This window comes from Vibrio sp. 1CM7H, from assembly GCF_023161645.1.
Taxonomy (GTDB): Bacteria; Pseudomonadota; Gammaproteobacteria; order Enterobacterales; family Vibrionaceae; genus Vibrio; species Vibrio diabolicus.
The window spans coordinates 809,866-830,058 of the sequence record NZ_JALNTV010000002.1; the positions used below are offsets into that span (position 1 = coordinate 809,866).

Consider the following 20,193-nt stretch of genomic DNA (forward strand, 5'->3'; position numbering starts at 1 on the left):
CGTCTATTCACCAAACTGAATACGGTGCAATTGTGCATACGCACCATTTTTTGCAATAAGATCGGCATGGTTGCCACGCTCAATGATGGCGCCATCATCAACCACAAGAATCTCATCGGCTTTCTCGATAGTTGACAAGCGGTGCGCAATCACGAGTACCGTTTTGTCTTTCTGCAGCTCATCTAGTGCAGCTTGGATAGCGCGTTCTGATTCCGTATCCAAAGCAGAGGTCGCCTCATCAAGAATCAATACCGGTGCATCACGCAATAGAGCACGTGCAATAGCGACACGTTGACGTTGACCGCCAGATAGACTCGCGCCATTTTCACCAATCATGGTATCAAGTCCATCATCCATTTTGCTGATGAATTCCATAGCATGCGCGAGTTTTGCCGCTTTCTCGATATCACTACGCTCGTATTTTCCATCCGTTGCGTAAGCAATATTGTTTGCAATCGTGTCATTAAATAAATGAACATTTTGTGATACTAGCGCAAACTGCTGACGCAAGTTCTTTAACTCGTATTCACGAATATCATGTCCGTCTAATGTGATGGAGCCACTATCAACATCATAGAAACGATTGAACAAGTTCGCGATGGTACTTTTACCGGAACCGGAACGACCAACCAGCGCAACGGTCTTCCCTCTTGGAATATCGAAGCTGACATTTTCCAATGCTGGCTTTTCTGCGCCAGTATAAGTAAAGCTTACGTTTTTAACTGAAACATCGCCATTTGCGCGTTCAACTGTCAACTTACCTTCGTTTTTCTCAGGCTCAAGGTCAATCAACGCAAAGAGCGTTTGGCTCGCGGCCATACCACGTTGGAACTGAGAGGTAACGTTAGTAAGCGCTTTAAGCGGACGCATCAAACCAAACATCGCAGAGAAGACAACGGTAAATGTACCTGGAGTCAGTTGCTCTTTAATCGAGTCAATACTTGCTAAGTAAAGAACGGCAACAATAGCAAGTGACGCAATCATTTGGATGATAGGGTTAGCCGCCGCTTGAGCCGTCACCAACTTCATGCTTTGTTGACGCATTTGGTTGCTGACCTTCTCAAATCGTTTACGTTCGATATCTTGGCCGCCGTAGCTCAACACGACTTTATGGCCTTTCAGCATCTGCTCTGCTGACGCAGTCACGTTGCCCATCATTGTCTGCATATTTTTGGATATTTTTCTAAAACGTTTAGAAACGACACCAATACCCCACGCGACAACGGGAGCAACAGCAAACAGCACTAACGACAACTGCCAGCTGTTGTAAAACATCAGGACTAACAGGCCAATGATACTTGCACCTTCACGAACGATGCTCACTAACGCCTGGCTGGTTGCCGCAGATACTTGCTCTGAATCGTAGGTAATACGTGACAATAAATTGCCCGTTTTTTCCTTATCGAAGTAAGACACTGGCATATGCATAAAGTGATTGAATACCATGCGGCGGACTTGCATAACCACATTGCCGGATACCCAGCTCAAACAGTATGTGGAGACAAATCCACTTATGCCACGGACAAACATCATGGCAAAAATAATCAATGGAAGCGTGCGTAGAAAATCAGATTCAGCGTTCCCAAAACCTTCATCTAGTAATGGTTTTAATAGGGAAATCATATAGGTATCTGATATAGCATTAATAACTAATGCAATGACTGCAACGACAAGACCTGACTTGTAAAGGCGAATAAATTGCCATAGACGCTTAAACGTCTGCCAAGTCGTTTCATCAGTATTTATCGACATAGAAGTGCTTTATTTTCTTACATTAAGACTCTCATTCTACTCCCTTACGCAGCATCTGCCTATACCAAGGCTCAAATGTATCGCTACGTTTGGTTTCTGAGCGCCAATTATCACGGTGAATAGAGAAGCTTACCTGACCATATTCCCCAGTATCAAGCCAAGTAATGTCAAGCTTGCGATATGCTGCAACAACATGTTCTGCCGGCATTCCCCATTGATTATTTTTTGCCAAAGAAGCAACGGCCACACTCGGATTTACCGCTTCAATAAAGCGAGGATTCGACGAACTTTTACTACCATGATGAGGGACCAACATCACATCACTTTTTAACTTTTCAGGCTCCCTGAGCAAGATCCACTCACTAATGGTCTCAATATCACCAGTAAAAAGCATACTGAACGTAGAAATAGGGTCGGTAAGACGTAGCACACAAGAGTGCGGATTATATGCGCGTTGAACAAGAGCAGGAGGCCAAAGTACTTCTATATTTAACCCTTGCCATTTCCAATGATCGCCGCGAGTACAAGACTCATATCCGATAAAATTTTGGCTACTGAGTTTGCGCTGTGGCGAAAAGGCATCTTCAATGAACAAGCGTCCTCCTGCATGGTCATTGTCGGAATGGCTGAGGATCATCGTATCGATGCTTTCATAACCTCGTTGATGCAAGACCGGAGTGACGACCTGCTCCGCAATACTGCCATTTTGCCATGCTTTACCTGTATCATAGAGCAACACTTTATCGTCTTTTTCTACAATCACCGCAAGGCCATGGCCCACATCTAGTACATCAATGCGCCAATGTTGCTGATCATATTCCGATGTGAGCTTAATACTAATTACAATGCCAAGTAACAAACACCACGCGTACTGAAACATGAATCGTTGAAACACCAAGCAAACAATTCCCGCCAGAATCAACCCTGTCATTTCTATACTAATGGGTTGCCAGGAGCCTATCGCGTACTGAATTGACGTGCTCAATGGCTGCAATGACCAGTCCACCAACTGCCACAGAGACTTTGCTATCATTTCAAGAAATAAAGATGAGAACAGGGCCAGAAACATCAAAGGCACAACGATAAATCCGAACCAAGGAATAAACGCCAAGTTGTATGCAATTGATGACAAACTGAAACCAGAAAAGTAATAGCCACTAATAGGCACGATTAACACACTCAACATCAATTGAGTAAGCAATAGCACTTTTAACTTCGCCTTCCAGCCCCCGTTTTGATGCCGAATCAAATTGATTGCGAACAACACTGCGCAAACTGACAAATACGATAACCAAAAACTCATGCTATACGATGCAAAAGGTTGAACAAGCAGTTGTAGCGCTACCGCGAGCAAAAGTACTCGCCAGGAAGCCCAGTGCACTAAGGTATACTTGAGAACGACGTAAATAACACATACCGACACCGCGCGGGTAGTAGGTAATGAGAAGTCCGCTAACCAAGCATAGGCAACGGCAAACATCAGCCCACATAAGCTAGGCAATAGCTGGTATTGAGGTAACGTATAACGAATGGCACCGCCCACCACTAGCCCAAAAGTGAACGCCATACCAATATGTAAGCCCGAAATCGAGACCAAGTGCAGTAAACCACTGTCTCTGAGTGCTTGCCAATCCTCCTTAGATAACCAAGAGCGATCGGCAAAAACTAACGCATTTATTAACGAGAAATGATGAAGGGAGGACACATCCTCCGAAACATCAGCGATAATGGCTTGGCGCAAAGATGTAGTAGAACGAATAATCCAGGTAACATCCTTGTTAACAACACCACGTGCGATAATGCTTTTACCCATTGCGTGCTTTTCGGCATCAAAACCAGCTTCGTTGCGTAGGCCTGTAATCGGCTTTAACGAGACGGATGTCGTAAACTCACTGTTAACATCGAGGGGAAAAGTCGTAATAAGACGGATTTTAGGTTTAAGAAAAGGTAACAGAGTTTGAGAATTTACCTTTTTTAGAGCCACAATGCCTTCATACCCGTGACTTATTTGCGTAAAAGGGCTGTCAACTTTACCAATTATGGTAATATTCTCCCCTGCTTGAAAAAGGGCTTGTCTCTGAGACTCCAATACATTGCCGTGGACGATGACAACCATAAAGCCCGCAATTGCGCCTATGCTAATTAAGCCACGACGTAATTTGATTATTGAGCCAGTGGTTATTATTCCCAGCAGCAACCAACGCCAATCTGGTATTGTCGGCCACCAAGCTGACGAAATTACGCTCGCTACAAATAACGCCAAGGTCCAACTTTTTTCTGATAGAGTCATGCTGTCCTATGCCTAGAAAGCTGATAAAACGCTTCATGCCAGATCATGAATTGATCAAACGCCAAAAAGCATTGAAGGTCTTCGGCAATGTGTTGTACAACCCGAACTTGTGGTGTTTAAATCGTCGCTCTGCGTCCGGGGCTTTTGCTGTCGGGCTATTTATGGCATTTGTTCCGCTACCAAGCCAAATGATCATGGCTGCAGGTTTGGCAATCATGCTTGGCGTCAATTTACCTCTCTCCGTCGCTTTGGTATGGATAAGCAACCCTATCACCATGCCTGTGTTGTTTTATTTTGCGTATAAGCTTGGCGCTTTAGTGATGCATGTTCCTCCGCAACCTTTCCACTTTGAACTTTCGTGGGAATTCATCATGCAACAGATGAGCACTATTGGCCCTCCATTCTTATTAGGCTGTGCTATCTGTGGTGTCGTATCCGCGATTATTGGCTACTTCGGCATTAGAGGACTTTGGCGCTACTCAGTGGTTCGGAGCTGGCAAAAACGCAAAATAAGATAAGACGTTACTGCATAAAAATCAGCATTTGCGCTATCAGTTGAGGGGCACCTAACAGTTAGAATGAAACACGATGTCGCTCAAGTTGGATAAATACAAAAAAGGACCGAATTCGGTCCTTTTTGCTTTTCTCGTATTGTAAAACGGTTGGTTATTTAGAACTCAGCACCGCTGCCGGATTTAACTTCGCGGCGCGAGAAGCGGGATACCACGTTGCAAGCAAACTCAAAACGATCGCCGTCACCGACACCAATGCTACGTCTGGCCAGTGTAACTGTGATGGTAAGAAGTCGACGAAGTAAATATCACCCGATAAAAACTGATGACCGATTAAGCTCTCTAACCCTTTAATTAACGGAGTCAGGTTTAACGCCACTAAGACACCAATAACACTGCCGACGAGACTGCCAAATACACCAGAGAACACGCCTTGCCAAACAAAGATACGTTTGATTAGGCTATCTTTTGCTCCCATTGTTCGCAAAATTGCAATTTCTGCGGCTCGATCTTTCACTGCCATCATCAGCGTAGACACAATGTTAAAACATGCCACACCAATCACGAGTACCATCACCAAGTACATAATGGTGCGTACGAGCTGAATATCGCGATACAAAAAACCAAACTTTTGCTGCCAGCTTTTCAAATACACGTAAACATCCACCATGCTACCTACCTCACGAACAATAGAAGGCGCATTGAGAACATCATCCGTTTTTAGTGAAATGCCAGTGACCCCTTCCCCTAACCTCGCGTATTGCTGAGCATCCGCTAATGGCACTAACGCTAAAGAATGGTCTATTTGGCCATTCAACGTTAAGAACCCAGACACCTTCACGCGCACACGCTTGGGAGCCTGCACTTTGTTTGCGCCGCCTGTTTGCGGAATCATCAACGTAATGTAATCCCCCACTGCGACATTTAGCTCGTTTGCAACACCTCGGCCTAAGATCACTTGCTTCTGACCGGCATAAAAGTTTTGCCAAGCTTCTTGGTCAATAAAATTCGATAAGCTCGACACCGCTTGCTCGAAAGTAGGCTCTACGCCACGAACTTCTATCGCTTTTAGCTTACTGCCTTTTTCTGCTAACCCCGTAAAACGAACGTACGGCGCTGCCGCAACAACATCTTCATGGTTTAGGGCTTGATTCATCGTTTTGGTGTAGTTATGAAGCGGACCATTAACGCCTTCCAACTCACCGTGTGGAATAACTGACAACACACGCGATTGCAGCTCGCGCTCAAAGCCATTCATTGCAGAAAGACCGATAATGATCACGGCTACACCAACCGCAATACCAATCGTTGAAGAAAGCGAAATGAAAGACACCATCTTGTTGCGCTTTTTCGCTCGACTGAAGCGACCACCAATCATCAATGCTAAAGATGAAAACAAAATTAGCCCTCCGCAGACGCAGTATCAGTCACAAAACGATCTACGAGCAAACCATCTTGCATGTGCATTTGACGATCCATTTTCGCTGCCAGCTCTTTGTCATGCGTGACAACCAAAAATGCAATGTTTGACTCTTTATTGAGCTCGCGCATCAAATCATAGATAGACAGTGCCGTATTATGATCTAAGTTCCCCGTAGGTTCATCGGCCAAGACCAGATCAGGTTTATTCACCAATGCACGCGCAATCGCAACACGCTGACGCTCACCGCCCGATAACTCGGAGGGTCTATGTTGCATCCGATGACTCAAACCAACTTTATCTAACAGCGCTTTAGCCGCCTGTTTTGCATCCGCTACTTTAGCACCGCCAATCATCAGTGGCATCGCCACGTTTTCAAGCGCAGTAAAATCAGCTAACAAGTGATGAAACTGGTATACAAAACCAAGGTGCTTGTTGCGTAAAGCCGCCTGTTTATTCGAACTTAAAGCTGATAGGTTTTGCCCTAGAAAATCAACTTCACCATGAGTTGCGTCATCTAACGCCCCTAAAATATGCAATAAGGTACTTTTCCCAGAACCAGAAGAGCCAACAATAGAAACCAGCTCCCCTTTATCGATATCGAAACTTACGCCTTTCAACACTTCCGTATCTAACGAACCCTCTCGGTAGACTTTACGAATATCACGACATTCTAATAGCTTATTCATAGCGAAGTGCCTCAGCAGGTTTAACAGAAGATGCTCGATAAGAAGGATAAAGCGTAGCAGCAAGGCTAAGAGCAATCGCCAACACCACCACTAAAAGAATTTGCAGTGAATCAATCAAGATGGGTAGATGACCACCAAAACTGAATAGCGCCACACCAGCAGATTCAAGAATAGCGTTCAGGTTAAGTGACAAGATCACGCCCGCAGCACCACCAACAATCGCGCCAATTACACCACTGCTTGCACCTTGCACCATGAAAATGGTCATCACTTGAGATTGAGTCATGCCTTGAGTTTTCAATATTGCGACTTCTGATTGCTTCTCCATCACCACCATGATTAAGGCGGAGATAATATTGAATGCAGCAACGCCCACTATCAGACCTAGCATGAGTCCCATCATGTTCTTTTCCATTTTCACCGCTTGGAAAAGCTCACCACGCTGTTCGCGCCAATCACTCCATTGCCACCCGTCAGGCATGGGTTGATCAGCAAAATCCGTCACCATAAATGGATCAGAGAAAAAGACACGCCAACCAGAAACCGTGTCTTTCGGAAAACGCATCAGCTTAGATGCATCCGTCATGTTAACAATCATTAATTGACCATCAACGTCCGATCCCGTATTGAAAATACCAGCGACAGTAAAATTGCGCTGGCTAGGAATACGGCCAAGTGGGGTAAACTGCGTCGCGTTGGTCACCATTAAGCGCACTTTATCCCCCATTGATACCTTTAGCGAGCGCGCCAAGCTATGACCTAAAAAGACGTTGTAACCGCCCGCTTGAAGTGACGATAATCGCCCAGCAATCAAATGGTTGCTGATCGGATCGCCTTTCTTTGGTTCAATGCCAATGAGGTAACCTGCCGTCAGTTGCGCAGAACTCTGAATTACAGCCTCTCCACGAACGATAGGCTCCGGTTCAGATTCACGCGACATCGCTTGAACAAATGAAGGGGCAGACTCGGTCAACGGCGTTTTTCCATCGTGTTGCGAAACAACGGCATGAGGTAGCACACCTAAAATGCGCTCTTTTAACTGCGATTCGAACCCATTCATCACAGAAAGAACCGTCACCAACGCCATTACACCGATCGTAATACCCGCAGTCGACATATAAGAAACAAATCGGCTGAACCTATCTCCAGAGCGGCCCCGAAGATATCTCAAACCAATAAATAATGAGATAGGATGATACATATAAGACAAACCAACTGGTTGTTTTGATATAAAGCTTTAGCAGATTATCTTACCTTACTCTTCTCATTAAGAAGACAAGAGAATCGCTAAATTTGTCAACGACATGCAATAAGTCTGTATTTAGGGCAAAAAGTTCAAGGACAAATCAGGTAAACTTGATAACTTCATTCAGTTAGCGATAATCAGTGCCCTACTTCTCTTTGTTTGTTGAGTGAACAGGGAGCGCTCACTGGCAAAAGGATCGACTATATGACAGAGCAAGAATACTTTACCGTCCATCATAACCTCACCATCAACGTCGAAACGTTGAGTGCGGACTTTGCTTTGCCAGATGAAGAAACATTTGTCTCCGAAATTCCAGCACCATTTATTGTCGCCAGTGAATTTAGTCACTTAGATATGTTGGCAGACAACGCGCGTCTAGAGCTGAAAAACAAAGAGTTAAAGCATGTTATCAACTTGCTTGATACGCAAAACGCGAAACTTAACCTCTTGTTGAGCTTTATGCTTTCACAACAAGATGACGCCTCCATTCGATATCAAACGACGCAGTTTGGTGCTAGTCAACTCAGTTTCCGCTCAGATACAGCGTTAACTACTCAACAACTCGTTCGTGTTAAACTGTTCCTCGATCACCCTGCTGCGGCGATTTACGGTTACGCTCAAGTAGAAGAATGTGATGCTTCAGAGCAAGATTTCATTATCACTCTTAGATATAAGATGCTACGTGAATCTGACCAAGATTTGCTGATAAAGGCGGCACTATATCAACAACAAAAACTTTTACGTCAGCGCTCGATGGAGCGAGATAAAAAATAACTCCTATGACAAAAGCAACGATTCTTTCCGTCACCAATCCTTCTGAGCGTGGCGACAAAAAACAGCTAGGTAATTTACCGGGCGCGGCTCTACCTCTAGCTATTGCTGAGCTAGCCAAGCAGCATTCGAGTCACTCGCTACTCGTCGTGCCTGACCCGCAAATCGCTTTAAAGCTTCAGGCAGAAATTGAGCAATTCACCGACCAAACAGTAAGCCTGTTCCCTGATTGGGAAACGCTGCCTTACGATAACTTTTCTCCGCATCAAGAAATTATCTCTGAGCGTATCGCGCGCCTATACCAACTGCCAAGCCAACGCAATGGCATTACCATCGTGCCGGTCAGTACTGTGCTGCAGCGACAGTCGCCACGTGATTTTCTATTGCGACATACCTTAATGGTGAAAACCGGCGATCAACTCTCGCTTGAGAAACTACGTGTACAACTTGAAAATTCGGGCTACCGCCACGTAGACCAAGTATTTGGGCCAGGTGAATACGCGAGCCGTGGGTCGATTCTGGATCTCTTTCCTATGGGCAGCGATGACCCGTATCGCATCGACTTCTTTGATGATGAGATAGATACCATTCGCACGTTTGATCCAGAGAACCAACGCTCTATCGACGATATTCAGCAAATCCAATTGCTGCCTGCGCATGAGTTCCCAACCACTAAAGAAGCGATTGAGGATTTCCGTACACGTTGGCGCACCCAATTTGAAGCACGCCGAGAGCCAGAGTCGATCTACATGCAAGTGACCAAAGGCACTTGGCCCGCGGGTATTGAGTATTGGCAACCGCTGTTTTTTGACCATACCGAGACTTTATTTGAATATTTGCCAGAAGACTCTCAAGTCATCACATATGGTGATATTGAATCTGCGGTCAATACTTTCTTAACCGATGTCGAATATCGGTACGACCAGAAAAAAATCGATCCGCTACGTCCTCTTTTGACTCCTGAACAACTTTGGCTGAAAAAAGACGAACTCTTCAGCCAACTAAAACAGCTCCCTATGGCTCAATTGAGCCTAGAGAAAGTGGCTAAGCGTGCTGGTCGTCAAAACCTACCAGTACAATCGTTAGCCGAGCTTGGTGTTCAGCAACAAAATAAAGAACCGCTTTCGCGTCTTCGTCAATTCAGTGAGCAATTCAGCGGCAAAATTGTTTTCTCGGTAGAGTCAGAAGGTCGTCGTGAAGCACTAACGGAACTGTTGCAAGGCATCAAAGTTCGCCCAGTCGTACATGGCTCACTTTACCAAGCTCTAGATTCGGGTGATCGCTTCAGTTTGATCTTAGGCGCTGCAGAGCATGGATTCATTCACGAAGAGCTGAACTTCGCTCTGATCTGTGAAAGTGATCTACTTGGTGACCGCGTTATCCAGCGACGCCGCAAAGATAAAAAAGCAGTCAACAGTGACACCGTTATTCGCCACCTTGCGGAATTGAAACCCGGTCAACCCGTGGTTCATATTGATCACGGTATTGGCCGCTACATCGGTTTACAAACACTTGAAGCCGGTGGCATGAAAACGGAATACGTCACCCTTGAGTATCAAAACGATGCCAAGCTCTACGTACCAGTTTCATCACTAAACCTTATTAGCCGTTATTCAGGCGGTGCTGAAGAAAGTGCACCACTGCATAAATTGGGTGGCGAGGCTTGGGCAAAAGCACGTCGTAAAGCGGCAGAAAAAGTGCGTGATGTCGCGGCCGAGTTGCTGGATGTTTACGCTAAGCGAGAGTTAAAACCTGGCTTCAAATTTGAGCTAGATCGTGGGCAATACGCAACGTTTAAAGCAACATTCCCATTTGAAGAAACGGATGACCAAGCGATGGCCATCAATGCCGTTTTGTCAGACATGTGCCAAGCAAAAGCGATGGATCGCCTAGTGTGTGGTGACGTGGGCTTTGGTAAAACGGAAGTTGCTATGCGCGCAGCATTTGTCGCAACGGATAACAGTAAACAGGTCGCCGTACTCGTACCGACAACCCTGCTTGCTCAGCAGCATTTCGAAAACTTCCGTGACCGTTTTGCCAACTTACCAATCCGAGTTGAAGTACTGTCTCGTTTTAAATCGGCCAAAGAACAAAAAGTCATTTTGCAAGACGTTGCAGATGGTAAAGTCGATATTGTCGTCGGTACGCATAAGCTGCTTTCAAGCGATATTAAATTCAAAGATTTAGGTTTGTTGATCGTTGACGAGGAACACCGCTTCGGGGTTCGTCAAAAAGAAAAAGTCAAAGCAATGCGTGCGGATGTGGATATTCTTACCCTCACCGCAACACCAATTCCACGTACCCTGAATATGGCCATGAGTGGCATGCGCGATCTGTCGATCATCGCGACACCTCCAGCGCGTCGTTTAGCCATCAAAACCTTTGTTCGTCAAAGAGAAGAATCTGTGGTCCGTGAGGCGGTACTGCGTGAAATCATGCGTGGTGGTCAGGTTTACTTCCTGCACAATCAGGTAGAGACTATCGAGAAAACCGCGGAAGACTTGCAAAAGCTTATTCCTGAAGCACGAATTACCGTGGCACATGGTCAAATGCGTGAGCGCGAACTAGAGCGCATCATGAATGATTTCTACCATCAGCGCTTTAATGTGTTGGTGTGTACAACGATCATCGAGACCGGTATCGACGTACCAACGGCGAATACCATTATTATGGATCGTGCAGACAACCTTGGTTTAGCGCAACTGCACCAATTGCGTGGCCGTGTTGGACGCTCTCATCATCAAGCCTATGCTTACTTATTAACGCCACACCCAAAAGCCATGACCAAAGATGCTATCAAGCGTCTTGATGCGATTGCTTCACTGGAAGACTTAGGCGCAGGCTTTACTCTAGCAACTCACGACTTGGAAATCCGTGGGGCTGGTGAGCTGCTTGGTGACGAGCAAAGTGGGCAAATTCAATCGGTTGGTTTTACACTGTACATGGAAATGCTGGAACAAGCAGTCCAAGCATTGAAAGAAGGTAAAGAACCTTCTTTGGACGAACTGCTTCGTGAACAAACTGAAGTTGAAATGCGAATCCCAGCGCTCTTGCCAGACGATTACATCCCGGATGTGAATACACGACTGTCGATGTACAAACGTATTGCGAGCGTTACGAGTGGTGAAGAACTCTCAGAGCTCAAAGTGGAACTTATCGATCGATTTGGACTGCTTCCAGACGCGACGAAGAACTTACTTGCTGTCTCAGAATTGAAAATTTCGGCTGGTAGCCTAAAAGCGAAAAAGATAGAAGCCCATGATAAAGGTGGATTTATCGAGTTTTACCCTGATGCTGACATAAATCCAGCGTATTTGGTTAAACTGCTGCAATCACAGCCGCAAAAATTTGCAATGGAAGGTCCAACTAAGTTCAAGTTTAGCGTACCATTGGCGGACCGACGTAAACGCATTCAGTTTGTTCAAGACTTACTGAATGATTTTAAACAGAATTTATTACCAACGAGCTAATAGTCGAATGAGAATACTGATCCCGTTATTGCTTCTATGTGTCTCAATGCCTTCTTGGGCACAGCGTCAATTTGATATTGAAGTGATCATTTTCAAGCGAGCAGTCGACGCTGAAAGCACCACTGAATCTTGGCCGAATCAACTGCCAAAAATCGATATGGAAAATGTCGGCAGCTTAGAGAGTGAATCATACCGTCGCTCTAAAGGCGTAACACTACTGCCACGCTCATCTTTCCGCCTGAATGCGCAAGAAGCGGCATTAAACAACCATGCTGGGTTTAAAGTGCTTAAACACGTAGCATGGCGTCAAGGTGACCGAGGCAAATCTAGCGCCCCAATTTTCCGTATTGTTGGTGGACGAGATTTCTCTGATTCTTATCACGCAGATGGTAGTCCAATCAATGGCAGTACTCAGACATTTTCCACTGACGGTTACAGTGAGGAGACAGTCAGCGGCCCTTTGTATGAACTAGATGGTCGATTCCAAATTTACGTGCAGCATTATCTATTCGCTGAAACGACACTAGACCTGCGCGAGCCAAGTGTTAGAGAAGTGCGTTTTGAACCAACTTCAACTGAGCAATTGGCGGATGATTTAGGTGAGGTCGATGGCAATGTTCAAGTCGGTAACTTGGCGGAAATCTCCCCTACAATAACAGAAGAAAAGTTCCTCAAGAGCTACCGAATGGATCAAAAACGCCGTATGCGTAGTAGTGAGACTCATTACCTAGACAACCCATTGATGGGCATGATCATTCAAGTTCGTCGCGTTCGATAAGCACGAGTGATTCAACAAAGCGCAGCATTTGCTGCGCTTTGTTTTTATCTGTTATGTCCTCAGTTATTCCTAACCAACGCAGGGCAAGGAAAATAACTGCGTTACAGTATGAAGTAGACAGTTTTCAAATTACTTAAACTCAACATGGAAGTCGTATCAGTTCATGAGTCCAGATTTTGAAATCATTGCGCCCCGCTTAGCGCTCAAGCTCATCCCTTCTGAAGAAGCTCACTTACTACAACGTTTGCTTGCAGAATCCCCTTCCCTACACCAGTGGCTAGATTGGTGTAATCAAAACATTACGTTGAAAGATGCACAGGACTTCCTGTTGGCAACCCGACTTAACTGGGTAAAAACAGAAGCTTTCGGTTTCGGTATCTATGAACGACAAAGTAACACGCTAGTAGGAATGGCCGCCGTAAACGAGTTATATCACACGTTTAATATGGCAAGTATTGGCTACTGGGTTGCTGACCGCTATCAACGACAGGGCTATGCTCAAGAAGCCGTTAGAGCCTTGGCTGAATTCTGCTTTGCAAAGCTGAGTTTAACTCGACTGGAAATTGTCTGTGACCCCGACAACGAAGCAAGCCAAACCTTAATTGAGTCAGTCGGTGCACAAAAAGAAACCATCGCCAGAAACCGGTTTATTTTTCATGGTAAGCCTAAGGATGGCGTTGTGTACTCACTTTTACCGGCAGATCTAACATAAACAAAAAGCCACCGACTTGCGGTGGCTTTTTATATTTCGAAGATGCATCCGCGCAATCCGCGTAGATGTGAATTTGGCGTCTTAGTGAAGCTTAAGGTTTGGACGCAGTACTCGGTTGATACGGCCCACGAGCATCATCAGTCCGGTTTTAAATACGCCGTGCAACGCCATCAGGTGCATTCGATATAATGAGATATAAACGACACGTGCAATACGGCCTTCTACCATCATCGACCCTTTGGTTAGGTTGCCCATCAAGCTACCAACGGTAGAGAAACGGCTTAGAGACACTAATGAGCCGTGATCTTTATACACATAATCTTTCAGCTCGCGTCCGTTGATCTTCGCAACGATGTTGCTGAATGCTTGGCTTGCCATTTGGTGCGCAGCTTGCGCACGTGGTGGAACAAACGAACCATCAGCCTGAGTACATTGTGCTAAGTCACCAATAACGAAAATGTCATCATCACGCGTCGTTTGTAGTGTATTTTTCACTACCAGCTGGTTGATACGGTTCGTTTCTAAACCAGCGATATCTTTAATAAAATCTGGTGCTTTAATACCCGCAGCCCAAACCATGATTTGTGCCGGGATCTTCTCACCATCTTTCGTGGTGAGGCCATCTTTTTCAGCTTTAGTCACCATGGTTGCCGTGCGTACATTTACGCCCAACTTCACCAGCTCCTGATGAGCAGCAGCCGAAATACGTGGAGGAAGCGCAGGTAGAATACGCTCACCCGCTTCAATCAGGTTGACGTTCAGCTTGCTAGAGTCAAGATCGCCAAAGCCGTAAGTACGCAGCTCTTTAACGGCATTGTGTAGTTCTGCAGATAGCTCAACGCCAGTTGCACCAGCACCAACAATCGCGATATCCACCGTACCGTTACCGTTTTTCGCGTGCAGTTTTAGGAACTCATTGTTCATTTCTGTGCGGAAACGGTGCGCTTGTTCTGGACTGTCTAGGAAAATACAGTTCTCACGAACGCCAGGAGTGTTGAAGTCGTTTGATGTTGAACCAATCGCCATGACCAGAATGTCGTATTCTAGCTCGCGGCTTGGCATCAGAAGCTCACCATGCTCATCTTTAAGCTCACTTAAGATGATCACTTTACGTTCGCGGTCGATGTCTTGAAGGCTACCCATTTGGAAGTCGAAGCTGTGGTTTTTTGCATGAGCTCGATAACTCAGAGCATCCACCCCTTCGTCCAAAGAGCCAGTTGCAACTTCATGTAATAATGGCTTCCACAAGTGGCTCGCTTTACGATCTACTAGCGTAATTTGCGCACGGTTCTTGCGACCTAGAGTTCGGCCAAGCTTAGTTGCCAACTCAAGACCACCAGCACCGCCGCCTACAACGATAATGCGTGTCACAATGATTTTCCTCTACAAAAATGAATATATGGGGTTCAGCTCGACATATGGCTCACAGGCATGCTGTGCCATACATCCAACCGATGAATTCTTGGTTCTTAGAGGTGTCTCAATTTATTTGGATTAAAAACTGCTGCCTAATTTTATTCTTTATCTATCAATAACTTGTTAGGAATCAGCATATTTGTCTGGTAAGCATACGACGCCAGAGATTTTTGGGCAAGTTTATTACTCGCTCTCAATTTTTTTTGATATTTATCAAATTATTTTAGTCTGGTTCATTATATAGAGACGTACTTTGAAGGCAACCAAAATCCGTGTGACGAGTACGGATTGACTACTTTTCGACTACTCTACAACAAGGTATTCGTGCCACATAGGATGGAAGTAAGAAAACGGTAAGGAGAACACAATATTCTAAGCGCTAAACCAAGAAAATGAGGCCTTTAAAGAGAAAGTGACTCGGCATACTCACAAGAGGGGGTCGCAGCAAAGCAGCCGATAAAAAATGCCGCTTTACTGTTCACACTCAAACACTCTTAAGTATTTTTAAATGCCTTCATCGCTTGTAAATGGTGAGAGATCTTTTTGAACTTGTGGGACTGCGTTTCGTCCCAAATGATTTGATAGTATTTTTCTAACTCAGCTGCAGTTTTCGCATTGTCATGCACTTCATCATCTTTGGATAAAATCACCAAGCAGTGCGCCTGATTTTTCGCTCGAAACTGATCAACACATTTTGTTGCGATATCTTCGTACTCTTCTGGGCGATCGATTCGACCAGCCATCGTTTTTTCTGGGTGCAAGTTCGGGTTAAACATCACTTGCTTGATACCGCATAGAAAACCAATTCGTTCAGACCAATAACCACCTAAACCAACCCCACAGATTAACGGGTTTGGATCATCCGATTGATCGATAACTTTAGACACCTCTTTTAACAAGTGTTGCATGTCGTGCTTTGGGTGAAGGGTGCTGTAATTGATAAAACGAACGTCGTCGTCGATGAATTGCAGTTGAAGAACTTTTTCGTGGTTACCCGGGCTTGTACTGTCAAAGCCGTGTAAGTAAATAATCATGTGTACCTCTCCCTGTGTGTATCTGGTACTTTTATTAAAACTACCACTATTTCCTTACTGTTAAAGGGGAAAATATCACGAGTTCTCAAAACAGTGATCTTCCATACACAATGAGCCTTTCAACTCATACGCACTGTTTAAGTATTGCTCATCTCCCCACAATTTATAGGCCAGTAAATACCAAAGCATCGCCATCACTAGGGTTCTTGGCTGCCACGCCTGTACACCACTTAACCAAAGAGACGCATCTTCGATACCTCGAATTTGGCAATACTGTTTCACCGCCTCTTCCACAGGCGCATCCGCGACTTGAATAGTCAAGGTCAAATCAAGCCTAGGGTCAGCAATACCAGCATACTCCCAATCAATGACTTTCACCCCACTATCTCCTCGAACGAGGTTGTAACACCCCAGGTCAAAGTGACAAAGAGCTAGTGGAACCGGCACTACACTCGGTTCCGTGCGCCACTTCATGTATAGAGCCTCAAATTCCGTATCCGCATACTGACCATCAAGCTCAAGCCAATAATGATCGATGCGAGAAATATAAGAAAATGGAACCAAAGGGAGCGCGCTGATCGGGTGCTGATGAATGGTCGCCGCAATGGATAATAAATCTCTTACTGGTAGCCCTACATCCGAAAGTGCTTGCCCTTCGATCCATTCCACCAGTAAACCTTGCTCGTGGATAAACACTGGCTTGGGGCCAATTTCTAATGAAGAGATAGCATTCAGAACTTGATATTCATTGTGGCGAGAAATTGAAAAAGCCTTGCAAACATTACTGGTCGGTCGCCAGATGTATACAAGGCCTTGAGAGGATTCCAACCGCCAACAACGGTTGGTTAGCCCCCCGGTAACGGTTTGAACTTTTACCGGAGGCTCAGTAAAGAAGCCATCGAGAGCATTAAGACTCGGATCTAACTGTTTTGCTTGTTGCCAAGAAAACCATGCCATTGATGACTTCTCCATCAGTATCGATTAAAGACCGAATAAGCTCTTCGATTGCGCTTTACGAATTTCCGTTTCATCCGCCCACTCAATCAAACCTGTTTCTAGGTCCATTAGGCGCATGGTCATCTTGTAGTATACATCTTTATCGCTACCTGCATTTTTGACGATGCTAGATAGGTTACCGTAAAGCATGTATTGCGCACCCACCATTTTACCAAATTGGATCGCTGTGCTTTGGTTAACCAGCTCATCCGTGTTTTGGAAGTTAAGCTGTTCACGCACAGACTCAACACGGTCCATATCAACAAAGCGGAACTTACCAGAGTTCAGCATCTTAGTAGAAATAGTGTCGGTAATGGATTCAGTGTCAATGTGTTCACTGGTCTTGTTCTTAATTCGCTCAACAAAAACGATAGGACGTTGATCACGAGTAATTGCTGCTACAGAACCCGACATCATCATGCTATCCACCATTTCAGCCGCGATTTTTTGTAAATCTGTTGAGCCAAAATCGATAGTCGTGGTTTCTGTTGCTTGCGCATCGCCGTAAGAGACTTTGTTAGAACAGCCACCCAAAATGACGGCAAGACCTAAAAGAGCAATAATACTTTTTTTCATGAGAGTTCCTTAGTTTTTCAATACCAGCGCATCGTTAGCGCGGCAGCTTCGGCAAAGCCGTTAAGATTAATTGTCTTGTGCTTCTCTAATTTGAACACGGAATTTAGTGCCATTTGGATTCACAGTAACTTCAGATAATGTGACTTGCTCAAACCCTCGCACAATCATTTTGCGCCATGGGCCAGGCTTGGTATTCACTTCTAAACCATTATTGTCATACCAATAGAAGCGGTAAAGAATGTGCTGGTCACCTTTATAGTTACTGCTTAGTTGCACCACTCCACGTGGACGATCATCAACGTAAGTGGTGGTGATGTTGTCAACTAATAAGCGACTAGCCAAAACGTTATCATTAAAAAATACTTTTTGCGTTTGACCATCAATTCGAATACCAGCCGTGTTTTCGGCGCATCCAACTAAACCAATAGCCATTGCTAAACAAATAAGCCATGCTTTCATTACAGTCTCCCTAGCTGTTTATGCCACACGGTTGAGTGTGTTCCCTGACGAGATACCCATACCAATGTAGTCTGCTGTGCAGGCACTTCAAACTGATAGGTTTGATCACCCAAGTTTAAACTTTGTGTTCCCGGTTTCACGACTTTTGATGCCGTTTTCACTTGCGCTGGTAATGTTTGCCAACTTCTCGTATCCGGCTGCTCGGTCAATGTGTTCCATACATTGAAAAGTATGTTACCCACATCATCGCCTTTTTTCGCCGCCTCTTTTCGGATTCGATCTTTTGCCCAAACGCGAAGAGCTTGACGGATCACCATTGTAGTCAGACGTTCATTAAGATCGTTTTGTGCCATCGCATTAACATCAGTCAGCGTGCTAGAAGGCAATACCTGACCATTTAAAACCACATCGCTAAAACGTTGCGCACCCCGATTCGGATAATAAGGAAGCGCCAACGAATAAATGGCCCCATTATCGCGACTGTCGTAAATCGGTAGATCAATACGCCAACCTTTCAAAGCCTCCACAACGCCTTGTTCATCAATAACGATGACTCGACCTTGAGACTGAGTTAACCCAGAAGGTGCTTTACCATACCGTTTCTCTAGCATGCGTAAGTCTTCACGCATGCCTAGTTTCTTAGCGGCGTACAACGTGCTTTCAACAACTTGTTTGTTGTCTGGCATCACAGCGAGTGCTCGTCGGTAATCAACATAAGCACTGTTTAAATCTCGTGACGCTTCATATAACAAGCCAGAAAGATAGAACAAATAGCCGTTTTGTACTGCGCTTAGTTTTTTACCAGCATCAGGGTAGCTCGCCAACACACTGCCTAAATTGGCAGACATGCCTTGCTTTTTCAGGTCTTTTTCTGCTGCTTTTAGTTCTTTTTCACGCGCCTTTCTTGCCGCTTCCTGAACTTGATTGGCTCGACGCACTTCAACAAGCGCCCCTTCCAAATCGTTTTTCTGTAAATAGTTTAGCCCGAGATAAAGGTGCAGAAAGCCAAGTTCATAATCGGCGGGATGATAATCTTGGAGATTGTCGTTCACTGCGAGGGAGCCGACGCTCGTTGCCGTCTCTGACACAGAAATAGTCGCGCGATCTTGCTGAACACGAACGGCACGCTCACCATTTTCCAGTGCTTTCAAACTTGTCGGGTAATCTTCAGCAAGAAAAGAAATACGGCCCTTTTCAAAGTTGCCAAGTATCTCGCCACCCACTTCGCTCGATTGAAGTTGTTTCGCTTTCGCATATTCCCCTGCAACAACGGCTTGATAAACTTCTTGATTCTGGTTGCTGTAGTGACTAAACAGATTGCCCGCAGACAAATTCGCGCAGCCAGAGGCCATTAAAGCCCAGCTCATCAGCCCTAACAGCTTTACACCTAGTTTCACATTTATCTCCACAAATGTGTCATTCGACAGGAAAAAGAAGTGGGTGAACTGCGCCACCCACTTTTTAAAGCTTAGCTCAATACCATTGGACCTAGAGGACGACCGCCTAATAGGTGCATGTGAATATGGTAAACCTCTTGGCCACCGTGCGGGTTACAATTAACGATCAGGCGATAGCCGTCTTCCGCAATGCCTTCCTCTTTCGCCAGTTTTTTAGCAACAGTGAACAAACGCCCCATCATTGCTTCATCTTCAGCTTCAACATCATTCGTTGTTGGGATCAATTTATTCGGAATAATGAGAATATGGCTCGGTGTGCGCGGGTTAATATCGCGAAACGCAGTCACCAACTCATCTTGATAAAGAATATCGGCAGGGATTTCCTTACGAATAATTTTACTAAAGATCGTTTCTTCCGCCATGAGGACTCCATTTTATAAAGGTAATTAGACCCCAATTAGTATGCGCCAACCAAAAGCGGAGCTCAATAAAAACAGTGTTCACTTAACATTATTAATCAAACGCTAATTAACGAAGCTTTTTTTGTCGTGTGCGTCATAAAATGCGCGTCACAAACTCAATACAATCCAATGAATTTTGTTACTTTTTTAAGACAATTATTATTTTTATACCCAAGTAAGCTCAAAATTCTTGGGTAGCTTGTCTATTTTGGGA

17 protein-coding genes are annotated in these 20,193 nt (G+C 45.0%); 5 read left to right on the forward strand and 12 right to left on the reverse strand.

Annotated features, from left to right (window positions below; translation table 11 throughout):
- Nucleotides 1-3: 3 nt before the first annotated feature.
- Nucleotides 4-1,752, reverse strand: a complete 1,749-nt coding sequence (msbA, locus tag MSG33_RS11925; protein WP_005390646.1) for a lipid A ABC transporter ATP-binding protein/permease MsbA — start codon at nucleotides 1,750-1,752, stop codon at nucleotides 4-6.
- Between the two features lie 31 nt (nucleotides 1,753-1,783).
- Complete coding sequence (locus MSG33_RS11930) at nucleotides 1,784-4,042, reverse strand: DNA internalization-related competence protein ComEC/Rec2 (RefSeq protein WP_248381168.1); 2,259 nt, start codon at nucleotides 4,040-4,042, stop codon at nucleotides 1,784-1,786.
- A gap of 8 nt (nucleotides 4,043-4,050) precedes the next feature.
- Between MSG33_RS11930 and MSG33_RS11935 the strand changes: the two genes are divergently transcribed.
- Nucleotides 4,051-4,560: a DUF2062 domain-containing protein gene (locus MSG33_RS11935; protein ID WP_005390643.1), complete on the forward strand. Its 510-nt coding sequence runs from the start codon at nucleotides 4,051-4,053 to the stop codon at nucleotides 4,558-4,560.
- Between the two features lie 148 nt (nucleotides 4,561-4,708).
- Here MSG33_RS11935 and lolE read toward each other — a convergent pair whose 3' ends face one another.
- The 3 genes from lolE to lolC are packed head-to-tail and all read right to left on the reverse strand — an operon-like array spanning nucleotide 4,709 to nucleotide 7,864.
- A complete protein-coding gene (gene lolE, locus MSG33_RS11940) occupies nucleotides 4,709-5,953 on the reverse strand; it encodes a lipoprotein-releasing ABC transporter permease subunit LolE (protein ID WP_048626175.1) in 1,245 nt (414 codons plus the stop codon).
- 2 nt (nucleotides 5,954-5,955) lie between these two features.
- Nucleotides 5,956-6,663, reverse strand: coding sequence for a lipoprotein-releasing ABC transporter ATP-binding protein LolD (gene lolD, locus MSG33_RS11945; protein ID WP_005378457.1), 708 nt, complete (start codon nucleotides 6,661-6,663; stop codon nucleotides 5,956-5,958).
- The gene (lolC, locus tag MSG33_RS11950) at nucleotides 6,656-7,864 is read right to left on the reverse strand and encodes a lipoprotein-releasing ABC transporter permease subunit LolC (protein ID WP_248381170.1); all 1,209 of its coding nucleotides are present in this window, start codon (nucleotides 7,862-7,864) and stop codon (nucleotides 6,656-6,658) included. The genes lolD and lolC overlap by 8 nt, the downstream gene beginning before the upstream one ends.
- Before the next feature lie 249 nt (nucleotides 7,865-8,113).
- Here lolC and MSG33_RS11955 point away from each other — a divergent pair, with 249 nt between their 5' ends.
- From MSG33_RS11955 to MSG33_RS11970, 4 genes are all read left to right on the forward strand, one after another.
- The gene (locus tag MSG33_RS11955; protein WP_046874711.1) at nucleotides 8,114-8,683 is read left to right on the forward strand and encodes a hypothetical protein; all 570 of its coding nucleotides are present in this window, start codon (nucleotides 8,114-8,116) and stop codon (nucleotides 8,681-8,683) included.
- A 5-nt stretch (nucleotides 8,684-8,688) separates the two neighbouring features.
- Nucleotides 8,689-12,150 carry a transcription-repair coupling factor gene (mfd, locus tag MSG33_RS11960; protein ID WP_248381176.1) on the forward strand — a complete coding sequence of 1,154 codons (3,462 nt, stop codon included), beginning with the start codon at nucleotides 8,689-8,691 and terminating at the stop codon, nucleotides 12,148-12,150.
- A 7-nt stretch (nucleotides 12,151-12,157) separates the two neighbouring features.
- Entirely contained in the window at nucleotides 12,158-12,928 is a 771-nt protein-coding gene (locus tag MSG33_RS11965; RefSeq protein WP_006742156.1) for a peptidoglycan binding protein CsiV, read from the forward strand.
- A 163-nt stretch (nucleotides 12,929-13,091) separates the two neighbouring features.
- Nucleotides 13,092-13,640 (forward strand): GNAT family protein, encoded by a 549-nt coding sequence (locus MSG33_RS11970; protein ID WP_005390628.1) that lies wholly within the window; start codon nucleotides 13,092-13,094, stop codon nucleotides 13,638-13,640.
- 81 nt (nucleotides 13,641-13,721) lie between these two features.
- On the opposite strand, the gene MSG33_RS11975 is transcribed toward MSG33_RS11970, so the two are convergent.
- The 7 genes from MSG33_RS11975 to hinT form a co-directional block, all read right to left on the reverse strand.
- Complete coding sequence (locus MSG33_RS11975) at nucleotides 13,722-15,011, reverse strand: NAD(P)/FAD-dependent oxidoreductase (protein ID WP_006742157.1); 1,290 nt, start codon at nucleotides 15,009-15,011, stop codon at nucleotides 13,722-13,724.
- A 539-nt stretch (nucleotides 15,012-15,550) separates the two neighbouring features.
- Nucleotides 15,551-16,090: an alpha/beta hydrolase YcfP gene (gene ycfP / locus MSG33_RS11980; protein WP_012842003.1), complete on the reverse strand. Its 540-nt coding sequence runs from the start codon at nucleotides 16,088-16,090 to the stop codon at nucleotides 15,551-15,553.
- Between the two features lie 75 nt (nucleotides 16,091-16,165).
- Nucleotides 16,166-17,047, reverse strand: coding sequence for a thiamine kinase (gene thiK / locus MSG33_RS11985; RefSeq protein ID WP_225462306.1), 882 nt, complete (start codon nucleotides 17,045-17,047; stop codon nucleotides 16,166-16,168).
- Nucleotides 17,048-17,071: 24 nt separating this feature from the next.
- Nucleotides 17,072-17,662 (reverse strand): penicillin-binding protein activator LpoB, encoded by a 591-nt coding sequence (gene lpoB / locus MSG33_RS11990; protein WP_005378467.1) that lies wholly within the window; start codon nucleotides 17,660-17,662, stop codon nucleotides 17,072-17,074.
- A gap of 66 nt (nucleotides 17,663-17,728) precedes the next feature.
- Nucleotides 17,729-18,121 carry a YcfL family protein gene (locus MSG33_RS11995; RefSeq protein ID WP_248381177.1) on the reverse strand — a complete coding sequence of 131 codons (393 nt, stop codon included), beginning with the start codon at nucleotides 18,119-18,121 and terminating at the stop codon, nucleotides 17,729-17,731.
- Nucleotides 18,121-19,518 (reverse strand): hypothetical protein, encoded by a 1,398-nt coding sequence (locus MSG33_RS12000; protein ID WP_104974316.1) that lies wholly within the window; start codon nucleotides 19,516-19,518, stop codon nucleotides 18,121-18,123. The genes MSG33_RS11995 and MSG33_RS12000 overlap by 1 nt, the downstream gene beginning before the upstream one ends.
- A 71-nt stretch (nucleotides 19,519-19,589) precedes the next feature.
- The gene (hinT, locus tag MSG33_RS12005) at nucleotides 19,590-19,940 is read right to left on the reverse strand and encodes a purine nucleoside phosphoramidase (RefSeq protein ID WP_005390611.1); all 351 of its coding nucleotides are present in this window, start codon (nucleotides 19,938-19,940) and stop codon (nucleotides 19,590-19,592) included.
- Between the last annotated feature and the right edge of the window lie 253 nt (nucleotides 19,941-20,193).

What these genes read in the sequence shown, in the direction of transcription:
- msbA (WP_005390646.1), bottom strand. Translation starts at nt 1,752, where the DNA reads ATGTCGATAAATACTGATGAAACGACTTGGCAGACGTTTAAGCGTCTA.
- MSG33_RS11930 (WP_248381168.1), bottom strand. Translation starts at nt 4,042, where the DNA reads ATGACTCTATCAGAAAAAAGTTGGACCTTGGCGTTATTTGTAGCGAGC.
- MSG33_RS11935 (WP_005390643.1), top strand. Translation starts at nt 4,051, where the DNA reads ATGCCTAGAAAGCTGATAAAACGCTTCATGCCAGATCATGAATTGATC.
- lolD (WP_005378457.1), bottom strand. Translation starts at nt 6,663, where the DNA reads ATGAATAAGCTATTAGAATGTCGTGATATTCGTAAAGTCTACCGAGAG.
- lolC (WP_248381170.1), bottom strand. Translation starts at nt 7,864, where the DNA reads ATGTATCATCCTATCTCATTATTTATTGGTTTGAGATATCTTCGGGGC.
- MSG33_RS11955 (WP_046874711.1), top strand. Translation starts at nt 8,114, where the DNA reads ATGACAGAGCAAGAATACTTTACCGTCCATCATAACCTCACCATCAAC.
- mfd (WP_248381176.1), top strand. Translation starts at nt 8,689, where the DNA reads ATGACAAAAGCAACGATTCTTTCCGTCACCAATCCTTCTGAGCGTGGC.
- MSG33_RS11965 (WP_006742156.1), top strand. Translation starts at nt 12,158, where the DNA reads ATGAGAATACTGATCCCGTTATTGCTTCTATGTGTCTCAATGCCTTCT.
- MSG33_RS11970 (WP_005390628.1), top strand. Translation starts at nt 13,092, where the DNA reads ATGAGTCCAGATTTTGAAATCATTGCGCCCCGCTTAGCGCTCAAGCTC.
- ycfP (WP_012842003.1), bottom strand. Translation starts at nt 16,090, where the DNA reads ATGATTATTTACTTACACGGCTTTGACAGTACAAGCCCGGGTAACCAC.
- thiK (WP_225462306.1), bottom strand. Translation starts at nt 17,047, where the DNA reads ATGGCATGGTTTTCTTGGCAACAAGCAAAACAGTTAGATCCGAGTCTT.
- lpoB (WP_005378467.1), bottom strand. Translation starts at nt 17,662, where the DNA reads ATGAAAAAAAGTATTATTGCTCTTTTAGGTCTTGCCGTCATTTTGGGT.
- MSG33_RS11995 (WP_248381177.1), bottom strand. Translation starts at nt 18,121, where the DNA reads ATGAAAGCATGGCTTATTTGTTTAGCAATGGCTATTGGTTTAGTTGGA.
- hinT (WP_005390611.1), bottom strand. Translation starts at nt 19,940, where the DNA reads ATGGCGGAAGAAACGATCTTTAGTAAAATTATTCGTAAGGAAATCCCT.